This window comes from Bacterioplanes sanyensis, from assembly GCF_014652515.1.
GTDB classification, from domain to species: Bacteria; Pseudomonadota; Gammaproteobacteria; order Pseudomonadales; family Oceanobacteraceae; genus Bacterioplanes; species Bacterioplanes sanyensis.
Genome location: NZ_BMYY01000010.1, coordinates 38,762 through 59,815 on the forward strand (window position 1 = coordinate 38,762; position 21,054 = coordinate 59,815).

At 53.6% G+C, this 21,054-nt stretch carries 15 protein-coding genes and 1 pseudogene; 8 read left to right on the forward strand and 8 right to left on the reverse strand.

Annotated features, from left to right (window positions below):
* Positions 1–4: 4 nt before the first annotated feature.
* From metK to IE090_RS13645, 8 genes are all read left to right on the forward strand, one after another.
* Positions 5–1,216: a methionine adenosyltransferase gene (gene metK, locus IE090_RS13610; RefSeq protein ID WP_189388949.1), complete on the forward strand. Its 1,212-nt coding sequence runs from the start codon at positions 5–7 to the stop codon at positions 1,214–1,216.
* 15 nt (positions 1,217–1,231) lie between these two features.
* Positions 1,232–2,614, forward strand: a complete 1,383-nt coding sequence (ahcY, locus tag IE090_RS13615; protein WP_189388951.1) for an adenosylhomocysteinase — start codon at positions 1,232–1,234, stop codon at positions 2,612–2,614.
* A 63-nt stretch (positions 2,615–2,677) separates the two neighbouring features.
* Positions 2,678–3,502, forward strand: coding sequence for a methylenetetrahydrofolate reductase [NAD(P)H] (gene metF / locus IE090_RS13620; RefSeq protein WP_189388953.1), 825 nt, complete (start codon positions 2,678–2,680; stop codon positions 3,500–3,502).
* 60 nt (positions 3,503–3,562) lie between these two features.
* The gene (locus IE090_RS13625; protein ID WP_189388955.1) at positions 3,563–4,804 is read left to right on the forward strand and encodes an O-antigen ligase family protein; all 1,242 of its coding nucleotides are present in this window, start codon (positions 3,563–3,565) and stop codon (positions 4,802–4,804) included.
* A 108-nt stretch (positions 4,805–4,912) separates the two neighbouring features.
* Positions 4,913–6,016: a polysialyltransferase family glycosyltransferase gene (locus IE090_RS13630; RefSeq protein WP_189388957.1), complete on the forward strand. Its 1,104-nt coding sequence runs from the start codon at positions 4,913–4,915 to the stop codon at positions 6,014–6,016.
* Positions 6,004–6,549: a YrbL family protein gene (locus IE090_RS13635; RefSeq protein WP_189388959.1), complete on the forward strand. Its 546-nt coding sequence runs from the start codon at positions 6,004–6,006 to the stop codon at positions 6,547–6,549. Before IE090_RS13630 ends, IE090_RS13635 begins: the two co-directional genes overlap by 13 nt.
* A gap of 342 nt (positions 6,550–6,891) precedes the next feature.
* Positions 6,892–7,824: a glycosyltransferase family 2 protein gene (locus IE090_RS13640; protein WP_189388962.1), complete on the forward strand. Its 933-nt coding sequence runs from the start codon at positions 6,892–6,894 to the stop codon at positions 7,822–7,824.
* Positions 7,825–7,950: 126 nt separating this feature from the next.
* Complete coding sequence (locus IE090_RS13645) at positions 7,951–8,691, forward strand: hypothetical protein (protein ID WP_189388965.1); 741 nt, start codon at positions 7,951–7,953, stop codon at positions 8,689–8,691.
* Here the strand turns inward: IE090_RS13645 and IE090_RS13650 are convergent.
* From IE090_RS13650 to IE090_RS18070, 8 genes and pseudogenes are all read right to left on the reverse strand, one after another.
* The gene (locus IE090_RS13650; RefSeq protein WP_189388967.1) at positions 8,618–9,508 is read right to left on the reverse strand and encodes a glycosyltransferase family 2 protein; all 891 of its coding nucleotides are present in this window, start codon (positions 9,506–9,508) and stop codon (positions 8,618–8,620) included. The two genes, IE090_RS13645 and IE090_RS13650, sit on opposite strands and share 74 nt — an antisense overlap.
* A complete protein-coding gene (locus IE090_RS13655) occupies positions 9,505–10,266 on the reverse strand; it encodes a polysaccharide deacetylase family protein (RefSeq protein WP_189388969.1) in 762 nt (253 codons plus the stop codon). The genes IE090_RS13650 and IE090_RS13655 overlap by 4 nt, the downstream gene beginning before the upstream one ends.
* A gap of 2 nt (positions 10,267–10,268) precedes the next feature.
* On the reverse strand, positions 10,269–10,922 hold the full coding sequence (locus tag IE090_RS13660) for a putative nucleotide-diphospho-sugar transferase (RefSeq protein ID WP_189388970.1): 654 nt from the start codon (positions 10,920–10,922) through the stop codon (positions 10,269–10,271).
* 34 nt (positions 10,923–10,956) lie between these two features.
* The gene (locus IE090_RS13665; RefSeq protein WP_189388972.1) at positions 10,957–11,427 is read right to left on the reverse strand and encodes a chemotaxis protein CheW; all 471 of its coding nucleotides are present in this window, start codon (positions 11,425–11,427) and stop codon (positions 10,957–10,959) included.
* On the reverse strand, positions 11,411–12,439 hold the full coding sequence (locus tag IE090_RS13670) for a chemotaxis protein CheB (protein WP_189388974.1): 1,029 nt from the start codon (positions 12,437–12,439) through the stop codon (positions 11,411–11,413). The genes IE090_RS13665 and IE090_RS13670 overlap by 17 nt, the downstream gene beginning before the upstream one ends.
* Before the next feature lie 2 nt (positions 12,440–12,441).
* A complete protein-coding gene (locus tag IE090_RS13675; protein WP_189388976.1) occupies positions 12,442–19,005 on the reverse strand; it encodes an Hpt domain-containing protein in 6,564 nt (2,187 codons plus the stop codon).
* A complete protein-coding gene (locus tag IE090_RS13680; protein WP_189388977.1) occupies positions 19,002–19,889 on the reverse strand; it encodes a CheR family methyltransferase in 888 nt (295 codons plus the stop codon). The genes IE090_RS13675 and IE090_RS13680 overlap by 4 nt, the downstream gene beginning before the upstream one ends.
* A gap of 26 nt (positions 19,890–19,915) precedes the next feature.
* Positions 19,916–20,950 (reverse strand): annotated as a pseudogene (locus IE090_RS18070) (methyl-accepting chemotaxis protein); the annotation flags it as partial.
* Positions 20,951–21,054 lie beyond the last annotated feature (104 nt).

The window sequence follows — 21,054 nt, forward strand, 5'->3', positions numbered from 1 at the left end:
CGCTATGAGCGAATATTCCATCTTCACTTCTGAGTCTGTGTCTGAAGGCCATCCAGACAAAGTTGCCGACCAGATTTCTGACGCCGTACTCGATGCCATCATCGCTCGTGACCCTTACGCGCGTGTGGCGGTAGAGACGCTGGTAAAAACCGGCATGGCCGTGGTCGCGGGTGAAGTTACCACCTCGTGCTACGTCGACCTGGAAGACATTGTGCGCGACGTCATCACTGGCATCGGCTATGACAGCTCCAATGTCGGCTTTGATGGCGCCACCTGCGCGGTGCTGAACGGCATTGGCAAACAGTCGGTGGACATCAACCAAGGTGTTGACCGCGCTAAGCCCGAAGACCAAGGTGCCGGGGACCAAGGCCTGATGTTTGGCTACGCCACCAACGAAACGCCAAACCTGATGCCTGCGCCTGTGTATTACGCGCACCGTTTGGTGCAGCGTCAATCTGAGCTGCGCCGCAACGGCATGCTGCCGTGGCTGCGTCCGGATGCAAAATCTCAGGTCACCATCAACTACGAGGGTGGCACGCCCAAAGTCGATGCCGTAGTGCTGTCGACCCAGCATGATCCGTCCATCGACCAGGCTGACCTGCGCGAAGCCGTGCTGGAAAACATCATCAAACCTGTGTTGCCAGCTGAGTGGCTGACGGAAGATACCCTGTATCACATCAACCCAACGGGTAACTTTGTGATTGGTGGCCCAGTGGGTGATGCCGGCCTCACCGGTCGTAAGATCATCGTCGACACCTACGGCGGCATGGCGCGCCACGGTGGCGGAGCTTTCTCTGGCAAGGACCCTTCCAAAGTTGACCGCAGTGCCGCTTACATGGGCCGCTATGTGGCTAAAAACATCGTTGCCGCAGACCTAGCAGATCGCTGTGAAATCCAGGTGTCCTACGCCATCGGCGTGGCCGAGCCGACGTCAATTTCGATCAACACCTTTGGCACCGGCAAGATCAGCGACATCGAGTTGGCCAAGGTAGTGCGCGAAGTGTTCGACCTGCGCCCATACGCCATTCAAAACCAGCTGGAACTGCTCTACCCCATGTACCAACTGACCGCCGCTTACGGTCACTTTGGTCGCGAGCCGTTCGAGCACACTTATGAGTACGAGGAAAACGGCGAGCAGAAGAGCAAAACCTTCACCGCCTTTACCTGGGAAAAAACTGACAAAGTCGATGCATTAAAAGCAGCGGCCAACGTATAAGCAGAGGCAATAGTTATGACTCAATTTACCGATTATAAAGTCGCCGACATCAGCCTGGCCGACTGGGGCCGTAAAGAAATCGACATCGCCGAAGGTGAAATGCCAGCGCTGATGGCGCTGCGCCGCAAGTACAAAGACGAGCAGCCGCTGGCCGGCGCCAAGATCATGGGCTGCATTCACATGACCATTCAAACCGCCGTGTTGATCGAAACGCTGGTGGACCTGGGCGCCGAAGTGCGCTGGTCATCGTGCAACATCTTCTCTACCCAGGATCACGCTGCCGCTGCCATCGCAGCCGCAAACATTCCGGTATTCGCCTGGAAAGGTGAAACCGAAGAAGAGTTCCTGTGGTGCATTGAGCAAACCATTCGCGCAGAAAAAGACAGCGAGCAGGTTTGGGACGCCAACATCATTCTCGACGATGGCGGCGATTTGACCGAGATGGTTCACACACGCTTCCCGCAAATGCTGGACGCCATTCACGGTATTTCCGAAGAAACCACCACCGGTGTGCATCGCCTGTTAGACATGCTCAACAAGGGTGAGCTGAAAGTACCGGCGATCAACGTCAATGACGCCGTGACCAAGTCGAAAAACGACAACAAGTACGGCTGCCGCCACTCGCTGAACGACGCCATCAAGCGCGCTACCGACCACTTGCTGAGCGGTAAAAAAGCGCTGGTGATTGGCTACGGCGACGTGGGTAAAGGCTCTGCCGCCTCCCTGCGCCAGGAGGGCATGATCGTCAAAGTGACCGAAGTGGATCCCATCTGTGCCATGCAGGCCTGTATGGATGGCTTTGAAGTTGTTTCCCCCTACAAAAACGGCGTGAACACCGGCACTTTAGACGGCATCAACAAAGAGCTGTTGGGCAATACCGACTTGATCGTGACCACCACCGGCAACGTCAATGTGTGTGACAAAAACATGCTGCAAGCGCTGAAGAGCGGTGCCGTGGTGTGCAACATCGGTCACTTCGACAACGAGATCGACACCGCTTACATGCGTGAAAACTGGCAGTGGGATGAAATCAAACCACAAGTACACAAAGTGGTGCGCGACGCAGCCAGCAATGATCACCTGATCCTGTTGTCCGAAGGCCGCTTGGTCAACCTGGGCAACGCGACGGGTCACCCATCACGCATCATGGATGGCTCTTTTGCCAACCAGGTATTGGCACAAATGTATTTGTACGAGCACAAGTTCGCTGACCTGCCGGCCGAGAAAAAAGCCGAGAACGTCTATGTGAAAGTGCTACCGAAGAAGCTGGACGAAGAAGTAGCCAAGGACATGGTCGAGGGCTTTGGCGGTGTGATTACCCGCCTGACCCAAGAGCAAGCGGACTACATCGCCGTTAACGTTGATGGCCCTTACAAGCCAGACGCTTACAAATACTAACCCGCTCAAGCAGTCGGCCCCTTGGGCAGAGGCCGACTGCTGACACCGACGTGGCCAATATTTATGACTACCCTGAGTTTCGAGTTCTTCCCTACCAAGACCGACGAAGGCACACAAAAGCTGTTGCGCGTGCGTGATGAACTGGCGCAGCACAACCCAGAATTTTTTTCTGTCACCTACGGTGCTGGCGGCTCTACCCGAGACCGCACCTATGCCATCGTTAAAGCGATCCAAGACAGCGGCATCAGCGCAGCACCGCATATGTCGTGCGTTGGTGACAGCAAAGACGACCTACGCCAACTGCTACACGACTATCAGGCGTTAGGTATCAATCGCATCGTCGCCTTGCGCGGTGATTTACCCTCCGGCGCGGGCCTGGCGAGCAGCGAACTGCGCTACGCCAATGAGCTGGTGGAGTTTATTCGCGAGGAAACCGGCGACCACTTTACCTTGGAAGTCGCGGCCTACCCGGAAATGCATCCGCAAGCCAATAACTTTGAAAGCGACCTCAACAACTTTGTAAACAAGGTCAAAGCCGGCGCCGACAGTGCCATCACCCAGTACTTCTTTAACGCGGATAGCTACTTTCATTTTGTTGAACGGGCACAGGCCAAGGGCGTAGACATTCCCATCATCCCGGGTATCATGCCGATCACCAATTACAGCAAGCTGGCCCGCTTTAGCGACGCTTGCGGCGCAGAAATTCCGCGCTGGATTCGCAAACAGCTGGAAGCCTATGGCGACGACATCGACAGCATTCGCCAGTTTGGCCAACAGGTCGTGACTGAGCTGTGTCAGCGCTTACTGGATGGCGGCGCTCCCGGTATTCACTTTTATACCTTGAACCAGGCAGAACCTTGCTTGGCGGTATGGCGGGAGTTGCGCTAGAACTCGGTGGCGATGTCCTCAGCTGGCAGGCCATCGCCCATACCGCACAGGCAGGTTGTCGTGACATTACCCATACCGAATTTCAAACACCTGCCTTCCCTCATTACCGCTCTGCTGCTCACAGGGATGGTGGTATTAGGTCTGCATTACCATCTCACCAAGTCTCTGGTTCACATTGCCGGCCTGTTGGCCTTGCTGGTGCTCTCCGGCGAGCTACTGCGGCATAAATCACTGCCAACACTGGCCACAGATCGACGCCACTTTGCCTTGGCATTATTCGCCGCCAGCCTGATGGTGTTTGCTAGCGCCGGAGGCGGTGTTGAAAAGGTAACCGACCGACTGTTCGATAGCTACGCCATTCCAGCATTATGCTTGGCACTGGCCGCAGCGACCATGAGGCCAGCGCCATTGCGCTGGTTAGAGTGGGGGTTACCCATCGCGCTACTGTTAATGGCGCTGCCGGGGGTGATCGACTTCATTCAGCACAGTTCGCTCACCTATCGCACCGATGGCAACCTCAATATGCCACTGATTTACGCCACCTGCCTCGCCATGATGCTGGTGGCGACCTGCGCCAGCCTCGCTCTGAGCCGGCAACGACGACAGTTGCTGTTTTTACTATTGAACATCAGTGCTTTATTGCTCGGCGGAGCGGCACTGGTGATGACCGGCGGGCGCGGCCCAATGCTGGCACTGGCAGTGACCTTGCTGGTTTTTTTCATCATTTTGGGGCTGCGCTTTCTACGTTGGCGTACCGCGCTAGGCATTGGCTTGGCCATTTCGGCTTTGGCTTTGGTAGCGGTCAGCCAAAGCCAACTGCCCCATCGCTTTAGCTTGGCCTATGAAGAAGTTAACCGCGGCAATATGGCGTACTCCTCCAGCGGTCTGCGCTTATTGATGTGGCAGGGCGCCATTGAAATCGTGCAACAGCAACCGCTGACCGGAGTCGGCATTGGCCAGCACAGCACGTTTTTACAGCAGACGGGAGATGATGGCGAGCCCATCATTCACCCACGAGCGACGGTGTTTGATCACCTGCACAACGATACCCTCAACGCCCTAGCTTGGTTTGGTATTCCACGAGCTGTGCTGTACTTGCTGCCGCTGTGGCTGCCACTGTTTTTGTTCGCACGGCGCTTACGTCACCACAGAGACAGTCGCGCTTTGATCGGGTTGTTGGTCGGTATTTGCTTTTTACTCTCCGGCTTGACCAATGCGCCGTCGGTGCGTGCTGCGTCGATTAGCCTGTATTGGCTCACCGTATTATTGTGTTTACCAAGCCAGCGCAAAGCGCCAATATAACCGCCGCTGCAACGGATTATTCCAGCCCGCTCCCGCGGTCACTGAACGGTTTAATGCGCGCATGGTTCACAGTACTATGGCGCCGTTAACTCCACTGCCGGTTTTGTCATGGCTCATCAGCTTTTTCTTGCCTCCACTCCACTGCACCTGCTGAACTCAGTAGCCATAGCCAGTCGCTCTGCGGATATAAACGCCGATCTATGGCTGATTGATCAACCCGTTGTGGCAGACAACCCCTACCACCAGTTGCTTAATCATTGGCAAGGTTCGCCGTTTAACCAGATACATATCAGTGGCGGACAACACGGCAGCCAACGCGCCAAGCTCAACAGTCGCCGCCAGACCTTTGCTCGTTTGCAGCAATGGGTCGAGCAGTATCGCCCCGCCACCATTTTTACCGGCAATGACCGCCGCATTGAGTTTCAGTATGCCATGCATTGTGCCCAGCAAACTGGGCGCTGTGCCAAAGGCGTCTACATGGATGAAGGCACCTTTACTTACGTTGGGCGCAAGGCCTCGGCCAGTTTCTCTGATCGCATCATCGACAGCGGGCTAAAGAAACTGATTTACGGCCGCTGGTGGCAAAGCCCCCCGACCATTGGCGGCTCCGCCTGGATTGACGAGATTTTTGTTGCCTTCCCACAGTTGGTGCATCCGCTGCTGCAGCAAAAACAGGCCGTGCCGTTGCAGCCGCTGTTTGAAGGCAATACCGTGGTGCAGGATTTTTGCCAGCAGCTATTAAACTTTTTTGCCGCCAATACGGCCGATGTTGGCGAACTGGACTGCATTCTGACTTTGCCGCATGAGTCCATCATTGAGCGCTTGCCCGGCTACCGGGACGCCATGCTACGCACCGTGCAAACACTGCAAGCAGCTGGCCTGCGCACCGGCATCAAATACCACCCTCGCAATAGCAACCCAGACATTCTCAACGCCGCTGAACGTGATGGGTTTGTACTACTACCACACAGAGTTCCGTTTGAGGCCTTACTGCCACTGCTGCCAGCCAACCCGCTGATCATCGGCGATGTCTCGTCGACGTTGATTAATAGTCGCTGGTTAAGGCCTGATGCCCGCTTGCTGTCGATCGCTAACCCCAACGTCGACAACTATGAAGCGTTTTGCCAGTTATTTGCCAAGCTGCAGGTGCAAGTCTGCAGCAGTGACGAACTGACTGACAATCTACAAGCTTTGCTGACATGCTCACTCTGACGCCAGAGCTACTGTTAGGAAAAGGCCGCGATCGCGACTGCTATCAGCACCCTGACAACACCCAATTGTGCGTTAAGGTGGCACGGCGGCCCGAAAAGCAAACCCGTCGTGAGCGGGCCTACTTTCAGCTGCTACAAAAACAAGGCAAAGACACCAGCCGCCTGGCGCTTTATCGCGGCATGGTGAACACCAACCTGGGACCGGCCGCGGTGTTTGATCGTGTCTGCAAAAGTGACGGTAGCAGTGCTCCCACGCTGCACCAAGCTTTGCTGCAGGGTGAACTGTCGCCACAGCAGTGCTCAGCACTGGTCGCAGATCTCAAGCATTACTTAATGAGCAACGCCATTTGCGTGCGCGATCTCAGCCCCAACAACCTAATGCTGCAACGGCAAGGTGAGCAGCAGCGGCTGGTGGTGATCGACGGTGTCAGCAACCCAGGCATCAATCCTCTCAACCTACGCTGCCCAGCACTTGCCCGCTATTATCTGGGCAAAGCTTGGCGCTCGTTCGAGCGCAAACTGCAGCAACTGTAAAACCTTTCGCAAAGCGCTCAACGTCTCCTAGCCAAACAGCAGTAACGTCTGTTACCGAAGGAGCTGAGGTTCTGTAACTCGGTCCAGCTACTCGTGACGGGCTGCTTCTGCACGCCTCCATGACCTATCACCGCTAGATTGCCACCCAGCCTCCCTTATCCACCCCAGTACACAGCTGACAATTTGCCAACTTGAACAAATCTTCATGCAGCTGTCATTGAGCTACCCCGCCAAGATGCTAATATTGCGGAACAATCAGATCCACAAACGGAACAATGGTTTAGCGGAGAGCATCTCCGTACCAGAAACAACAACTCTCGCCATCGATATAGGACTCTTACCATGCACTTGACCATGAATTTGCTGGTTAAAAACGAAGCGGACATCATCGCCGACAACATTCGTGTGCATGCAGCCCTTGGCGTTGATAGCTTTGTTGTCATGGATAATGGCTCCACCGATGGCACTCGGGAGCAGGTTCAAGCGCTGGCCAAGCAATACGACATCACCTTGATCGAGCGGCCAGAGCTGGACTATCAGCAAAGCAATTGGAAAACAGAAATGGCCCGCATCGCCCGCAAAGAGCACGGCGCTGACTGGACCATTGCTAACGATGCTGACGAGTTCTGGATCCCCAAAACCGGGAGCCTGAAAGATGAGCTCACCCGTACCGGTTCAATTATTGGCTGCCAGCGTCGCAACGTATTGTTTGAGCAAGACGCATTCGAAAATAACGCACCTTTTTACAGCCAAACCAACTGCGTGCAGTTCCCGGTGCTATATCGCAAAGGCAGCGAGCGTCAAACCGACCATATGTCCATTATGCTGGGCAACATCCATGGCAAAGTTATGGTGCGCTCGCTGGGTATGTTGCGTATTAAAGGCGGCAATCATCGTGCTTGGCATGCTTGGGGCTGGCTCAACCAACGCCAGTGCGACAACATCACGGTCTACCACTATCCCATTCGCAGCAAAGCCAGCTTTATCGCCAATATTGAAAATCGCGCCCAACTGCTAGAAAAGGGCGTGCGCAAAATGGGCGATCATTATCGCCGCTGGGTCGCCATGTTGCAGGACGATAAACTGGAGCAAGAATTCCGACGCTTAGTGCTCACACCAGAGTACAAAGCCTGCTTGCAAGACCTTGGCGTCATTCACGAAGATTGCCACCCCAGCCAGGTCATCAGCAGCATCCTGCAACGCCCCATGGCCCAGCAAGCAACATCAGAGCATTACGCCCACGCCGCTATGACACCGTATCAGCCCGTTAGTTAATGTGGCTGGAACGGCGTTTATCATGGTTTTGTTACACTTTTATGGTGGTGATCGCCGCGACCTCATTTAAAATCCCCACTTATTTTGTGCTCAAGGACGGCGGCAGTGGCCCGCTAGGGGATTGTTTTGTTTCGCTATTTCAATGTGGCAGCCGATGGCAAGCCACAGCGCTTTATTTGCTTATCACGTCAGCAAGAGCATTTAAGCTCGATTCTGATTGACCATAAACCGTCACTGGTGGCAGCGGTAGACCGTCAGCAGCAGGTGGTTAAACTGGTCAAGGCTCGTTCTTGGCATGAGTATGTAAAACTGTTGTGGAATCACAGCCGCCTATCGAAGGAGATCAAGGGCAACCGCGTGTTGCAGCAGATTGGCGTACGAGTGCCGCATATTTATGAAACCGGCATCAACCTGCGCCCATTTGCTAAGCCCTCTTACCTAGGCTACTACGCCATGGAAGATCTAACTCAAGCAGGCTACCGCGAATTTGAAGCTCTAATTGACGATTCATCGACATCGGCCACCCTGCTGCGCCAGGCCATGCTCAGCGTGGCAGCAGACTTACAGCGCATGAAACAACACCGCATCGTGTTTTCTGATATCAACAAACGTAATATCTACATTAATGCCGAGGGCAACAGCGCCTGGATTGATACCGGCATCAAACACTTTGCTGCCCACCAACAAGCGCGTTTTGAGCCTGCCTATAATCAGGCGCTGAGGAAGTTTATTGACAACAACCGCCAGCAATTGCCAGCGGCATGCTCACTTGCTCCCATAGAGCAACTGCTGTTTAGCCCGGCCGCAGCGACCTTAACCCCAGCTTCAGCCAATGCGGGTACTGGCGCACATAGCCCGGATTGCTAGTCAGCACTTGAGTTAAACAGCGACGCGCAGCGCGAAAATCACCCGCGTTGTAGTAATGTTTGGCCAAAGTGGTGTATTGATGCAGCAGCGGTTTGCGCCCTACCAGTGGCTCAAGAGTCGCTATTTTTAGCTGTAATACCGCAATGGCTTTATCGCGATTAAATCCCTTTTGGGTGATGCCATCGGGTAAATATTCCTTTACTGAGCCTGGCTTGGCGACGGCATACAACGGGTAGCATGCAGCCAGCTGCGACCAAAAATACCAGACTTCAGCATTGCGAAATTGGGTGCAAAAACGCACATCGCCGATGGCAGATGCTTTTACAACATGGGTCATGTCGCCACGCATACGCTTACCAAACATATAATCGCGCAGGTAAGACATCTCTCCGTATTCACGAATGCGGGAAATATAAGAACCGTCCTCGTGAATGCAATCGAGTGTGTACCACACATACCCCGGCTGCGCTTCAATGGCAGCAGCAGCTTGCTCCAAGCATTGCGGCGCCAAATAGTCATCGTCGTCGATCCAGACGATAAAATCCTCTGCAGCGATGGCCATGGCTTCTTCAATAATACGATTGCGTACCGCATTAACACCGCTGTTTTGCGCCATGCAAACATAGTGAATGCGATTAGGGTATTGCTGCTGATAACCAGCGATCACCTCGGCGGTGTTATCACTGCTGGCATCATCAACAAACAGTACGCGCCAGTTGTCATAATCCTGGCGAGCGATGGACTCCATCACCCGCGGTAATAAATGAGCGCGGTTGAAAGTAGGAACAGCGACTAAAAAAGAGGGGGAGGTACTCATGCGCTTTCCTGGCACGGCTGCAACACAATATTTTTGGCCAGATCACCGTTTTTAAAGTGCAAATTACGCCACAAACGATAACGCCCTTCATTAAACGACATGGCTTTGCGCGGCAGTGCCAAAGGGTCATGAGCAGCAGTAGCGATGCCTTTTACAATGGTGGTACCACTGGCATAGCCCGCAGCTCTGGCAGCGTCGACCACGGCTTCGTTATGGTCGCCGTAAGGGTAACAAATGTGATCAACTGGGCGCTGCAAGGCGTCTTCTAATAGCTGCTTAGAGCGCACGACTTCATCCTGCATAGCTGCCGTCGAAATCTGTGTCAGGCGAGGATGAGTAATGGCGTGAGAGCCAAACTCAATCAAGCCGTTATGCTGCACTTCGCGCATCCGTTCGACGCTCATCAAGGGCGCAGGTGTCAGTTTATCTTCATACAGCCAATCAGAGCTTTGCCCCAACAGCCCAGCGACAGCATAAACCGTGGCCGGCAACTGATAGCGTTGCAGAATTGGGTAAGCATACTGATAAAAGTTTTCGTAGCCATCATCGAAAGTAATGGCAACGGCATGACCACTCAGCTCAACCTCACCTTTCAGTGCTTTAACTGCGGTGTCTAAGCTGACCACCTGATATCGCGCCATACGTAAAAAAGCCATGTGCGCGGCAAAGTGACGAACATGGCAATAGTTAGCTTTTAAGCGCTTAACATCGCTGAACTCACCGACCTGGTGATACATCAGAATCGAAACGGATGGCATAGTCATAGCACCAGCGCTGCAATAATAGCCAAATACACTAGGTTGGTAATGATCAATAAACGCCGGTACTTTTTACGCTTGCGGGCTTTCCCATCGCGGATTTTTATATTTTCGCTCAGGCGACTGGACTGAAAGTGCTCAATGTAGGGTGCCACATCATCACCAGCCCGATCGTAAATTTTGACGAACGCCACCGGCAGCTGAAAGAAGCTTACCTCCGGCTTATTGGCCAGCACCACTTCAAAGCTGTCTTGGTCATTAAAATTCACATTGGTTTGCTGGGCGGCCGTCCAATCTTGCAAAAAGCTCAGCGTGCGCGGGTTATTGCGCAAATAGATGGTGCCAGTACGAATCTTATGCGAACCACCGTTTTCATTGAAATGAATGCCGATATCGCCCTCAAACTGATCAAACCCCTCCAGTTCGCGGCGAACAAAAGCATCGGCATCGATGTAGAGCACATCTTTATCGGGAAAGCGCTGCAAACATTCCAATAAAAAACCGGGCTTAATGCCGGTGTTCTGCTCCCAAGTGGGTAACCGCTCGCAGGGTTTCAAATAGTATTCATGGCCAAAGGCTTTTAGCGATATCTCCAGACGCCTAACGTCTTCCTCGTAATTGGGCGTATAGAAAGCGCAGACGACAAATTGGCTCATGCAGGGATCTCTTACTGGCAAGCAGGGTTAGCAATCAGGTACAGTTCAGTAGCGTTTGCTCGATATGATCCAAATCAGGAATCACAACTGGGGTTTGCTCGAGCGTTACCACGCGCGCATCGTACTCGCCCATGTTCATGGCGTCTACTTCCTGTAGGGCGTTTTCGGCCACCTGCACCAATTTTGGAATCCCCTGAATCAGTACGGCATAAAACGGCATGCGCGCATGGGCCCCAACGCCATTGATGATGGCGAAACGCGCGTTTGGGTTAGGTGCCGGTGCGCCCTGCTTGTTGAGCATTTCATAGCACACAACCGGGACCGTCACACCGCGCCAATCGACTCGACCCAATACCCAATCAACATTGGAATTGGTGGTCAGCAGGTGAGAAAACGGCACAATTTCTGCCACTGTGACGTTAGGCAACAGCATGTTGCGATCTTTCAATGGCAGCATCAGACAGTTGATTTGTACGGGGCCTTCGGTTTTAGGAAGCTGACTCATGAGTTTCCATCCAATAATTTTTCACAAAGTTGACCAACTGCAGCGCTAGTTGATAAGGGTCACCAGAGTAACTGATATGGCCGGTTTCTCGGGCACTGTCCGGCATGGAAGCACTAGCGCAGCTGGCCGCTGACTGAGCCCAAATCGGGCCATGCCCATCTGCCATACTGACAATCGCTTCGCTACCATCGTTACCCATACCGCTAAACAAGATGTAACCGGCCCGCTCACCATAATACTGATCGATGTTCATCATCACTTGATCAATGGATGGGCCGTATGGGCCTGGCCAATCAGAGCCTTTATCCTGCGTCAGGCCTTGGTCATCAAAACAGAACTCATGCTGAATCGGTGCCACCAACACATCGCCGCTGCGTAAACGATAACCAGGCACAAAAGAACGCATTTGATAATCGCAATGGCGGCCAATGGTTTGCCCCAAACTGCTTTCAAATCTCGGGTCAATATGCTGAGCATAAACAAACGCCAGCGGTAGTCCGGCAGGTAGCGCATCCAAAAAGGCTTTTACCGCCTCTGGGCCACCCAGTGAGGCACCCAACACCCAAACCATCAAAGGTTCACGCGGCTGTTGTTGCGCAAACACAGTTGGTAAAAGAATCTTGGGAACCGTTTTGGCCGATAACTCAGCCAGAACAGAGGCGTCTTCTGTCACCACAGGTGTGTCGCGCAGTACGTTGCGCAGCTTAGCGTAAAGACGCTTCTCCCAGCGTGGGAAGGTCGGGCAATGAGTTTGCGGTGCTTTGCCCATACCCATGAGCACAGGTGCATCGCCATCTAACAGCTGCTCTAGCCAGTCGACATCGCTGTCGTCGTCTTCGTGCCGTACATCCACTAACCAAGCATCGACCACTGGCACCGACGTGCCCCCCAGCAGTAAGCGCTGAGGATCCATATTAACGGCAATGTCAAAGCCAAAGTCCCGCAGCGCACTGTTGAGAATGTGCTGCTGCAGGCGGTCATCGGACAAGATGCCGATGCGCGGTGCCGGCATGGTTACTGATCCCCATTACCCAACAGCTGGTTCATGGCAGCCAGCAGTTTATCTTCTTGGAACGGCTTGCCGAGATAGTCATTCACACCAATCGACATCGCTCGCTCGCGGTGTTTATCACCGGTACGCGAAGTAATCATGATGATGGGTACTTCTTTCAGGCGTGAATCATGGCGGACCTGCGAGGCCACCTCAAAGCCATCCATGCGTGGCATTTCGATATCGAGCAGGATCAAATCTGGTTTGTGATCTTGCATGGTCGCCATGGCGTCGACGCCGTCCTTAGCGGTAAAGACTTCGATGCCGTTACGCTCCAGCAAACGCGTGGTTACCTTACGTACCGTCACCGAATCATCCACCACCAATACGCGCGGTAAGCGGCGTTCTAACTCGTGGCGACGCTCGGCAGCCTGAGCATCCAGAGCTTTGGCCTGCTGGTACTCTAGACTGGCCTGGGTACGAATCATGGCTGGCAAATCGAGAATGATCACCACGCTACCGTCACCGAGAATGGTACCGCCTGACACGCCCATGACCGAGGCGAATTGTGGCCCCAATGTTTTCACCACAATTTCACGTGAACCCAATAGTGCATCCACCTGCAATGCAAACGGATTGGCACCACCAATGAGTAGCACAGGTAAAGGCAGGCTCTGTGAAGTAACTTTAGGCCGTGCATCCGTGTCCATGAGCACACCTAAGTATTCAAGCTGATAGCCAGTGCCAGCATATTCGTAGCGACGCTTATCCGCTGGCTGATCGTACATAGCCTGCAACTGCTTGATCGGCATGCGCACAATGCCCTGAATGTTATTCAAAGGCACGGCGTACAAGTCATCGCCTAAGCTGACCATCAAAGCGCGGTTAACGGATACGGTAAACGGCAAGCGAATAACAAACTCGGTGCCCTGGCCCGGCTCAGAGAGAATCTCGACCGTGCCACCCATCTGTTTAATTTCGCTGCTGACGACGTCCATACCAACGCCACGACCAGAGATCTGGGTAACCGCTTCCGCCGTTGAAAAGCCCGCTTGCAAGATAAACTGCATAATCTCGTGATCAGGCAGTTGCGATTCGGCATCCATTAGGCCACGTTCGATGGCTTTGCGACGGACGGCATCAATATTGATGCCTTGGCCGTCATCACGCAGCTTCAATACCACGTCGCCGCCATCGCGGCTGATTTCCAGCTCGATGTTACCGTTATCCGATTTGCCGGCGGCGCTGCGTTGCTGTTTGTCCTCAATGCCGTGGTCCATGGCATTGCGCACCATATGTTCTAATGGCGAGACGAGACGTTCAAGAATGGTGCGGTCCATTTCACCGTCAGCATTGATGACTCGGAACTCCACTTGCTTATCGAGTTCTAGACCAATCTGGCGCACAATCCGACGCAAACGTGGCACGAGGCGCTGGAACGGCACCATGCGCGTTTTCATCAACCCTTCTTGCAGCTCGGTGTTCACGCGACTCTGCTGCAACAGCAAGGTTTCGGCGTCTCGAGATTTAAGACCCAAGGTTTCTTTCAGGTCGAGCAAGTCGTAGGCCGACTCCATCAAGGAACGCGACAACTGTTGCATGGCTGAGTAGCGGTCCATCTCCAGCGGGTCAAAGTCATCGTAATCAGGGCCTTGGCGTTCCTGGCGGAACAGCACTTGGGCTTCGGTTTCAATATCAAGACGTCGCAACTGGTCCCGCAAACGGTCCAGTGTCATCTCCATTTCATCGAGGGTCACGGTAAAGTCCGAGACCTGCTGTTCAAGACGACCACGACCAATCGAGGTTTCACCGGCCAAGTTAACCAAAGTATCTAGTAGGTCAGCTGAAACCTTAACCAGCTCTTGCGGTGCCTTGCGTACCGGCGTAGTTGCAGCCTCATTGTCTGGCGCTGCCGGTTTTGCCGGCGCTTGTGGACGCAGAGGAACCACATTGGTGGACGCTTCACTGGCTGTTTTTTCGGTTGGTGCATCCGAGCGCCGCTCTTCCTCCGGCTCTACCGGCGCATCGGCGACAGGCGTCAAAGGCGGTTCTGCTTCAGGCTGTACCAGCTCGCTCTTACCCAGCACCACATAACCATCATTGGCTAGCATATCGGCGACCGACTCGACCTGATTGATTAGCCGGTCTTGGCGCAAGTAAGCATCTTGGAAAAATGTTTGGTCGGTAGCGAGCAAGCCCTGCTGGCCGCGCAAAATATCGGCTTCGAAGGCATGGGCCATATCACCGATTTCGGTTAGACCAGCCAAGCGTGCTCCCCCTTTTAGGGTATGCAGCACACGCTGTGCTTCTGCTGGCGCTTCATTATCTTCGGGCGTTTGCTCCCAGTCATGCAGGGCACGATCCAGAGCCTCCTGTAGCTCCTGCGCTTCCTCAACAAAGATCTCAAGGATTTCACGATCCGACTCATCCAGCGTAGTAACTTGAACCGAGTCAGCCGCTTCAAGGCTCGGCGCTATTGCTTCTTCTTCGAGCACCAATGCCTTGTTTTCACCACGAATAAAGTCTTGCAGTGCCTTTACGACCGCAGTCGCTGGCGGTGGATTCATGCCAGTGCGTACGTTATCCAGCTGTTCGCCCAAGGTATCGTGAGAGCGCAGCAATAACTGGAAGAGCTTATCGGAAACGCTGAGACGGCCATCATTCACATTCTCGTACAGGGTTTCCAGTTCATGGCACAGGTCAGCAACCGTGTGCAGTTCTGCCATGCGCGCGCCGCCTTTCAAGGTATGCAACTCACGCTGTAGCTGTGCCACTTCTAGTAAGTTATCAGGATGATCCTGCCAGCGCTGCAATGCTCCTTCGACGGTCTCTGTGATCTCTTGGGCTTCTTCCAAGAAGATGTTCAAGAGCTCATCGTCTTCTTCGGAGCGGGGCGTTAAAGGCTCGCTACTGACACCCTCAAACTCCGGCATGCTTAAATCGCTGTCATCGGCACTAGGTGAAGCGGAGGTTGCCTCCGTAGCCTCTTCTAATTCCTGCTCAAGGCTGAGAAGGTCGGACTTGTCTTCACCTTCCCCATCGTCACTGTCGCCTTCGTCAACCGACTCCAGCTCCAGCACGGGCAAATCATCTGCCTGAGACGCCTCTTCATCCACGACAGGCTCGCCAGTTGTTGTAGCTTGGGTTGCAGCTTGGGTCGACTCATCTACAACTGATTTGGCTTGTTCTTCAGTTTCAGCTTCTTCATCTGTCGGGGAGGCTTCGGGTAGCGCGGAGAGCTCTATGCTCTCGCCACCTTGATCGTCTTGGTCTGTCGTGTCAGTAGCTACGGCATCATCATCCGCTGTTTCTACGGTGGGTAAGCGCAGTAGGCTTTCAATAACGCTTTCCGATAACGGTAGTTCTTGGCCAGCAGCGAGGCAGTCCATCATTGATAACAGCGCTTCGTGCGCATTGCCCGCTACTGTAACCAGTTCATCATTAGCACTAACACCTTGCTGGCGCACTCGCTCATAAAAACCATCGAGTGCTTCTGCGAGGGTTTGGATGGCTGGAATTTCCGCATCGCTAGCCCCGATAGCAACGTCATTCAGATCATCCACCAACCCATCAAGTACGGACTGCTCGCCTCGTCGCCACTGCTGCAGTAAGTCATCAGCTTCTAATAACGAATCCATACCACTGGCTAAGAACTGAGCAATAGCATGAGGGTTTGGTGTAGTGCGAGCCATGTCCGCTTGCAGTAACGGCTCAAGCAACAAGGTTTCTAGCTCGGTTAAGTTCTGCAGAAACTCTTTGCTGCCGTCAATTTCATTGGTGCGCACCAAAACATCTGGGTCAAGCACTGAGTTCAATAACCCAACTGCTTGCTCAAGCAAATCGACCAGCCCAGGAGTGTTGCGCACTTGGTAGGCCCGCAACTCTTTGATAAGGCGCTCTAATGGCGCTGCAATCTCAGCGACATGAGTTAGGCCCGCCATATGGGCACTGCCTTTCAAGGTATGCAAAGCGCGTTGCAGGTGGTCACTAATGGTGTTGCTGCACTGCTCTTGGCGAGATTCGGCGATAAAGTCCTTTACACACTCTAAGTGCGTCGCTGCCTCAGTAACAAAGATATCAATGAGCTCTTCATCACTCTCTCCCTTAGTATCGGCTTCGGCTTCGGCTTCGGCTTCGGCTTCGGCTTCGGCTTCGGCTTCGGCTTCGGCTTCGCCTTCGGCTTCGGCTTCGGCTTCGGCTTCGGCTTCGGCTTCGGCTTCAGGCTGAGCTGCACCCAGTACAGCTGTCAATGGCGCTACCGACTCACCCGCCGCAAGCGCAAAGGCGTATTCCATCAGCGGCTGCGTATTGATGGAGGCGGCACGTTGGCATCGGAAATCATCAATAAGAGCAGGTAACTGAGCCATCACGTGATCCACCAAAGCGATCAGCTCATGACTGATCTGAATGGTGTTATCGAGCACCCGATTGAACATGTTCTCGATCGACCAGGCCAACTCGCCAATATCCTGCGCCTCGACCATGCGACCACTGCCTTTCAGGGTGTGATAAGCACGGCGCACTGTGGTGAGGGCTTCTTGGTCATTCTGGTCAGCAACAAACTGTGGCCAAAACTCGTTCAGCGTTTCCGTCACTTCCTCGGCTTCTTCGAGGAAAATTTCCAGAATTTCCTCGTCGATCAGGCTTTCTTCTTCTGGCTCTGGCTCTGGCTCTGGCTCTGGCTCTGGCTCTGGCTCTGGCTCTGGCTCTGGCTCTGGCTCTTCAGCTTGAAGAGGTGCCGCAACATCTGCCAGCGTTATTTCTTCTTTCTGTGCGATCGAGGGCGAGTCATAACTGACCTCAACAGCAGAACTACTGTCGTCGGCCTCTTCCGCATCTGCACCATCTGCAGTCATGGTCAGAGCCTCACTGAATGAGGTCACTGGGTCATTCCCTAACTGTTCAGGCGCATCCTCGCTGACTTCTTTTTCGGCTTTGTCTGTGACAGGCAGCTGTGCTAGCGATTCTTCTGCCCGATCAAGTAGCTCGTCACTGGTATTACTGGTGCTTTGGCGGTAACGCTCAAGATAGTATTCCGTACCAGAGAGTACATCGGCCAATACATCTAACACCGCCCATTGAGGCTGCATCCCCGCTGCAATCAGCTGATCGCTGACGAAGGCTGCAGCACGCGACAAAATGTTGGCCACGCGCGGCAAAGGGATCATGTTTAATGAGCCCTCGATGCTATGCAACAAGCGCGGTACATCGTCGATTTCTGCGGTGTCCCATTGCTTGGCTATGTACTCAACAATGGCTTCTTTCACTTGTTCGAGTACATTACGCGCTTCACGTAACACGGCTAACTGTGCATCTGAAAGCGGTGTTTCGTATTGCTGACGTAAGTCGCCGTCTTTTTGCATACCACTGAGCGTGGCTTCGACATACAACAGGGCGCCGGCCATATCGAGCAAGTCACTATCGGGAGCGTTTTGCTGATCCAGCATTTTACTAACTTGGCCCAACTGCTCTTGCATGACCTTGCGAGGCATGCCCATGCCCAACATGCCCATGGTATCGCTCAACTGCTTCAATGCCGGCAGTTGTTCAGACAGCACTTGCAGGCGATCTTCGTCGCTGCGCACCAGCAAGTCCAAACGGTCTTTTACTGAGGCTATTTCTTCGATCAAGGCGCCCAGAACATTGGTGACCGTGTCCTTATCTGGACCAGCTAGGGCACTGCGCTCTTCTGCCAGCTCGTCCTCAGTTGGCAGCGCCTGCTTAAGGCCAAAGGTTTGCTGAGCGGCGCGTATGCCTTCGCCCTGGACATCCGTGCGCGCAACATAAAACAGCAGGTTTTTAATCAACTCATGGGAAGGTTCCTGCGCCACTAGGGCTGCGCCCTGCTCCAAGGTTTCCTTGAGAACATGATCTAACTCGCGCAGCAAATGCTTGGCACTGGCTGGTAGGGATTGCTGTTTTAACAGCCATTCGCTAAAGGCAAGCGCTGCCAGCCATAAACGTCCTTGCGGTGTATTTTGTAAGGCTTTGTGTAAACGAGCGAAACTCTTATTGAGGTAACCTTTAGCTACTTCCGGCTGCTTGTTTTGTAGCAGCTGCAACATTGCAGCTTGCAGCATTTGCCGGACTTTACGCGCCCAGTCCTTAAACTCAGCACCGTTGTAAACTTGGGTCTGCTTTGCTGTCAGCTCAGATGCGGTAGGAATAGCAGGTTTGAACAGCGCCGTCTCTGATAGAAAGGCCTCGCCTCGGGCACTGCGCAACTCATTCAGAATTGGCAACAAGACTACAGGTAAGTCACGACGTCCGACCTTAACATGCTCTAAGTAGTGCGGTAGCTGGATGATGGCCTGCATCAGAATTTCCAGCCCATCACGTTCGTTACTAAGTTCACCGTGTGCCAGCGCTGAGGCTACCGCCTCCATTTCTTCCGCCAACAGAGCAGCACCATAGAACTCCACCATTTGCAAGGTGCCATGAATCTGGTGCAGATAACTGAGACAGAACTTCAGCCTGCTCTTGTCTTCTGGGTTTTCGACATACACTTCCAGAGCCTGCTGGGCTTGCTGCAGTGTCTCGCCTATCTCACCCTTTACCCATTCAAGGGCGATGTAGTCCTGACTCATCGCCTTGCGGTCTCCCCTGTCGAATTCTCTGTCTTGCGTACGAAGGCCGATACCCGGCTGCTGCGTACCGGCTCAAGTAACGGGTGCTGCCAATCTACCATTTCTCCCAGCCCAATAATCAGAACGCCGCCCGGTGCCAGGCGCTGGGCCAGTGCGTTTAAGATTTCTCGACGCCGCCAGCGACGAAAGTAAATCAACACGTTCTGACAATAGATGATGTGCTGCTCTTCCAAGGGGCAGGTATCCAAATTGAGGATATTCACTTGGCTAAAGCAACAATGCTTACGCAGCATATCGCTGATCTGAATATGGCCATTTTCTAGGCTGAGCATGCTGGAATCACGGCAAAAATCAGGTAACCACTGCAGGGAGCGCGCCAAGTAACGCCCAGCGCGGGCTTTGCGCAATACAATGGTAGAAATGTCCGTACCGGTAATCGCATAGCGACGCCCCGCTTCTCCTAGCACTTGCTCCGCCATCATCGCCAGACTGTATGCTTCTTCACCGGAGGAGCAACCAACACTCCAAGCCTCCAGCGTGCTGGTTGCTGGCAAAGTGCGGGCCAACTGACGCATATGTTGTTCAACGAAGGCAAAAGCATCAGGGTCACGAAAAAAGCGGGTTTCTTGTACGGTCAGACGATCAACCAGCGTGCTCCATTCGATGGCGCCGGCCGGACCGTTTAAAACCCGATCATAGTATTCCTGATAGCTGTCACAGCCGACTTCCTGCATACGCAGGCCAAGACTGGTCTGCAGAAAAGAGCGCCGTTGTGTTGGCAAACACATGCCTGTGCGCTCTTCCAGCAAAGACTGCCAGCGACTGAACTGGACATCGTCCATTTCTGGTACGCTGCCCAAGCCTGTATACAAAGAGTGACTCATTCAGCCTCATCCGCTCAGCGCATTGACTACAGCGCTTGCTGCTCGTCGTGGTGCTCTGCTTCACTCTCAGGCAGCTTAAAGCCGGCAACCGATTCGCGCAGCTGGTTCGCCATTTCAGCCAGATTACCAATCGATTTCGCCGTAGCAGTCGTACCCGCCGAAGTTTGCGAAGTAATTTCCTGAATAACGTTCATCGTGTTGGAAATATGACCCGCAGAAGAAGCCTGCTGACGGGCTGCGTTCGAAATGTTCTGAATCAAGTCGGCCAAGTTTTTCGATACATTCTCAATCTCTTCCAGTGCCACACCGGCGTCTTGGGCCAGACGAGCACCACGCACCACCTCAGATGTGGTGGTTTCCATCGAGATTACAGCCTCGTTAGTATCGTTCTGAATCGTTTTAACCAGCGCCTCAATCTGCTTTGTTGCCGCAGCAGAGCGTTCCGCAAGACGCTGAACCTCATCCGCAACCACCGCGAAGCCTCGACCGGCATCACCCGCCATCGATGCCTGAATCGCAGCGTTCAATGACAGAATGTTGGTTTGGTCAGCAATGTCGGTAATCAGAGAGATGATGTCACCAATCTCCTGTGACGATTCACCCAGGCGCTTAATCCGCTTCGAGGTTTCTTGGATCTGCTCACGGATGTTATCCATGCCGTTGATGGTGGCTTGTACCACCTCGGCACCTTTGTTAGCGATCGCAACCGACCGCTCCGCAACTGCTGATGACTCAGAGGCGTTGGCAGATACTTGGTCAATCGACACCGCCATTTCATTAATCGCTGCAGAAGCGCCAGCAATCTCTTGCGCTTGGTGCTCAGATGCTTCCGCTAAGTGCATCGCCGTCGCCTGAGTCTCTTGGGCAGCGGACGACACTTGTACCGCTGTTTCGTTAATCGCCGATACCAGCGAGCGCATCTGGTCGATGGCGTAGTTAATGGAGTCGGCAATCGCGCCAGTGAAGTCTTCGGTTACCGTCGCAGAGGCGGTCAAGTCACCGTCTGCAAGGTCAGCAATTTCGTCCAGCAGACGCAGAATCGCCATCTGGTTTTGCTCATTCTTATTAGCTGTTTCCTCTAAGTCGCGGCGGGTTTCACGGTATGAGACCACACCCAAAGCGACCATCATGACAATCGCCAACAGTGCGAAAATATAACCTGCAA